Source organism: Pseudomonas sp. NPDC087803 (genome assembly GCF_044742995.1).
Classification (GTDB): Bacteria; Pseudomonadota; Gammaproteobacteria; order Pseudomonadales; family Pseudomonadaceae; genus Aquipseudomonas.
Genome location: NZ_JBIUVO010000094.1, coordinates 8,398 through 11,451, shown reverse-complemented (window position 1 = coordinate 11,451; position 3,054 = coordinate 8,398). Strand labels below are relative to the sequence as shown.

The window sequence follows — 3,054 nt, the reverse complement described above, 5'->3', positions numbered from 1 at the left end:
CGAATATGCCCACCCGCTCGAAGATCATCTATACCTTCACCGACGAAGCTCCAGCCCTCGCCACCTATTCCCTGCTGCCGATCATCGAGGCTTACACCGCCTCGGCCGATATCGCCGTGGAAACCCGCGATATCTCTCTTGCAGCGCGCATCCTGGCCAGCGTCCCCGAGCAACTGGGCGACAAAGCCGTAGCCGACCACCTCGCCGAACTGGGCGACCTGGCCGTTACGCCTGAAGCCAACATCATCAAGCTGCCGAACATCAGTGCTTCGGTGCCTCAGCTGCAAGCGGCAATCAAAGAGCTGCAAGCCCAGGGTTACAACCTGCCGGACTACCCGGAAGCCGTGACCAACGACGCCGAAAAAGAAGCCAAGGCGCGTTACGACAAGGTCAAGGGCAGCGCCGTGAACCCGGTTCTGCGTGAAGGCAACTCCGACCGCCGCGCTCCGCTGTCGGTCAAGAACTACGCGCGCAAGCACCCGCACAAAATGGGCGCCTGGGCCAAAGACTCCAAGTCCCACGTGGCTCACATGAGCACCGGCGATTTCTACGGCAGCGAAAAAGCCGCCCTGATCGACGCCGCTGACGCTGTGAAAATCGAGCTGATCGCCAAAGACGGCACCGCGACCGTCCTGAAAGAAAAAACCAGCGTTCAGGCCGGCGAGATCCTCGACTGCGCCGTGATGAGCAAAAACGCCCTGCGCGCGTTCATCGCCGCTGAAATCGACAGCGCCAAGGCGCAAGGCGTGCTGCTCTCGGTGCACCTGAAAGCGACCATGATGAAGGTCTCCGACCCGATCATGTTCGGCCAGATCGTTGCCGAGTTCTATAAAGACGCCCTGACCAAACACGCTGACGTGCTGGCCCAGATCGGCTTCAACCTGAACAACGGCATCGGCGACCTGTACGCTCGCATCAAGGCCCTGCCGGCCGAACAGCAAGCGCAGATCGAAGCAGACATCGCAGCGGTCTACGCCGCTCGTCCGTCGCTGGCGATGGTCAACTCCGACAAGGGCATCACCAACCTGAACGTGCCGAGCGACGTTATCGTCGACGCCTCGATGCCGGCGATGATCCGTGACTCCGGCAAGATGTGGGGCACCGACGGTCAGCTGCACGACACCAAGGCCGTGATCCCGGATCGTTGCTACGCCACCATCTACCAGGCCGTGATCGAAGACTGCAAAGCCAACGGCGCGTTCGATCCGACCACCATGGGCAGCGTGCCGAACGTGGGCCTGATGGCGAAGAAAGCCGAAGAGTACGGCTCGCACGACAAGACCTTCCAGATCAAGGCTGACGGCGTGGTTCGCGTCACTGACAGCAAGGGCAACCTGCTGATGGAACAGGCTGTTGAAGCCGGCGACATCTTCCGCATGTGCCAGACCAAAGACGCGCCGATCCAGGACTGGGTCAAACTGGCCGTCAACCGTGCTCGCGCCAGCAGCACCCCGGCGATCTTCTGGCTGGACCCGATGCGCGCCCACGACGGCGTAGTGATCGAGAAGGTTCAGGCTTACCTGAAGGATCACGACACCACTGGTCTGGACATCCAGATCATGGCGCCGGTCGATGCCATGAAGTACACCCTGCAGCGCACCCGTGAAGGCAAGGACACCATCTCGGTGACCGGCAACGTACTGCGCGACTACCTGACTGACCTGTTCCCGATCATGGAACTGGGCACCAGCGCCAAGATGCTGTCGATCGTGCCGCTGATGAACGGCGGTGGCCTGTTCGAAACCGGCGCCGGCGGTTCGGCGCCCAAGCACGTGCAGCAACTGGTTGAAGAGAACTTTCTGCGCTGGGACTCGCTGGGCGAATTCCTGGCGCTGGCGGCGTCCCTCGAGCATTTGGGTGTGAACTACAACAACCCGAAAGCGCTGGTACTGTCGAAAACCCTGGATCAGGCCACCGGCCAGTTCCTCGACAACAACAAGTCGCCATCGCGCAAAGTCGGCAACATCGACAACCGCGGCAGCCACTTCTACCTGGCGCTGTACTGGGCTCAGGCCCTGGCCGCCCAGACCGAAGACGCTGCACTGCAAGCGCAGTTCGCGACCCTGGCCAAAACCCTGACCGAGAACGAGGCGACCATCGTTGCCGAGCTCAACGCCGTGCAGGGCAAGCCAGTGGACATCGGTGGTTACTACCACGCCGATGCCGAGCTGATCAGCAAGGCCATGCGCCCAAGCGCAACCTTCAACGCGGCGATTGCTGCGCTGGTTTAAGGTTGTAATGCTGCAAAGAAACCCCGGCCCAGTGCCGGGGTTTCTGTTTCCGAATACAACACAAGCCCCTTGTAGGAGTGAGCCTGCTCGCGATAGCGGTATACCATTCAACGATTATGGTGGCTGACATTGCGCTATCGCGAGCAGGCTCACTCCTACAGGGATTGGGTTTCAATTCAATATTTGAGGACACCCTATGGAATGGCTCCCCCACATCACCGTCGCCACCATCGTCGAAGACAACGGCCGCTTCCTGATGGTCGAAGAGCACAAGGCCGGGCGTAACGTGCTCAACCAGCCGGCAGGCCATCTCGACCCGAACGAGACCCTGATCGACGCCGCCATCCGCGAAACCCTCGAGGAAACCGGCTGGGACGTCGAACCCACCGGCGTGGTCGGCATTTACCTGTACACCGCGCCGAGCAACGGCGTGACTTATCAACGCGTGTGCTTCAGCGCCAAAGCGGTGAAACACCACCCGGACTATCAACTGGACGACGGCATCGTCGGCGCCAAGTGGTTGACCCGCAGCGAATTAATCGCCCAACGCGACAACTGGCGCAGCGAGTTGATCATCCGTTGCATCGACGACTATCTGGCCGGCCATCACTTCAGTCTCGAACTGATCCGCCCTTCTCTTTAGCCTTGAGGCCGTGAGCCTGCTAGAATCGCGTCCTTTTTCAAGACACTCATTGAATCCCTATGCGTGATCCAGCCCCTTCTGACACATCCAAGAAGCGCGTCATAGTCGGCATGTCAGTCGTCGAGGACTCTTCCGTTTCCGCTCTACTGCTTATCGAGCAAGGAAAAGAACTCGAAGGCC

Annotated in this window: 3 protein-coding genes and 1 pseudogene; all 4 read left to right on the top strand. The window is 60.3% G+C overall.

All coding sequences use genetic code 11. The annotated features are described in order from the left end of the window. The first annotated feature begins 5 nt into the window (after window positions 1-5). A complete protein-coding gene (locus ACIOUG_RS25520; protein ID WP_401069734.1) occupies window positions 6-2,231 on the top strand; it encodes an NADP-dependent isocitrate dehydrogenase in 2,226 nt (741 codons plus the stop codon). 7 nt (window positions 2,232-2,238) lie between these two features. After that, window positions 2,239-2,358 carry a hypothetical protein gene (locus ACIOUG_RS25515; protein ID WP_401069732.1) on the top strand — a complete coding sequence of 40 codons (120 nt, stop codon included), beginning with the start codon at window positions 2,239-2,241 and terminating at the stop codon, window positions 2,356-2,358. 69 nt (window positions 2,359-2,427) lie between these two features. Continuing rightward, entirely contained in the window at window positions 2,428-2,874 is a 447-nt protein-coding gene (locus tag ACIOUG_RS25510; protein WP_401069730.1) for an NUDIX hydrolase, read from the top strand. Window positions 2,875-2,933: 59 nt separating this feature from the next. After that, window positions 2,934-3,054 (top strand): annotated as a pseudogene (mnmA, locus tag ACIOUG_RS25505) (tRNA 2-thiouridine(34) synthase MnmA); the annotation flags it as partial.

What these genes read in the sequence shown, in the direction of transcription:
- ACIOUG_RS25515 (WP_401069732.1), top strand. Translation starts at nt 2,239, where the DNA reads ATGCTGCAAAGAAACCCCGGCCCAGTGCCGGGGTTTCTGTTTCCGAAT.
- ACIOUG_RS25520 (WP_401069734.1), top strand. Translation starts at nt 6, where the DNA reads ATGCCCACCCGCTCGAAGATCATCTATACCTTCACCGACGAAGCTCCA.
- ACIOUG_RS25510 (WP_401069730.1), top strand. Translation starts at nt 2,428, where the DNA reads ATGGAATGGCTCCCCCACATCACCGTCGCCACCATCGTCGAAGACAAC.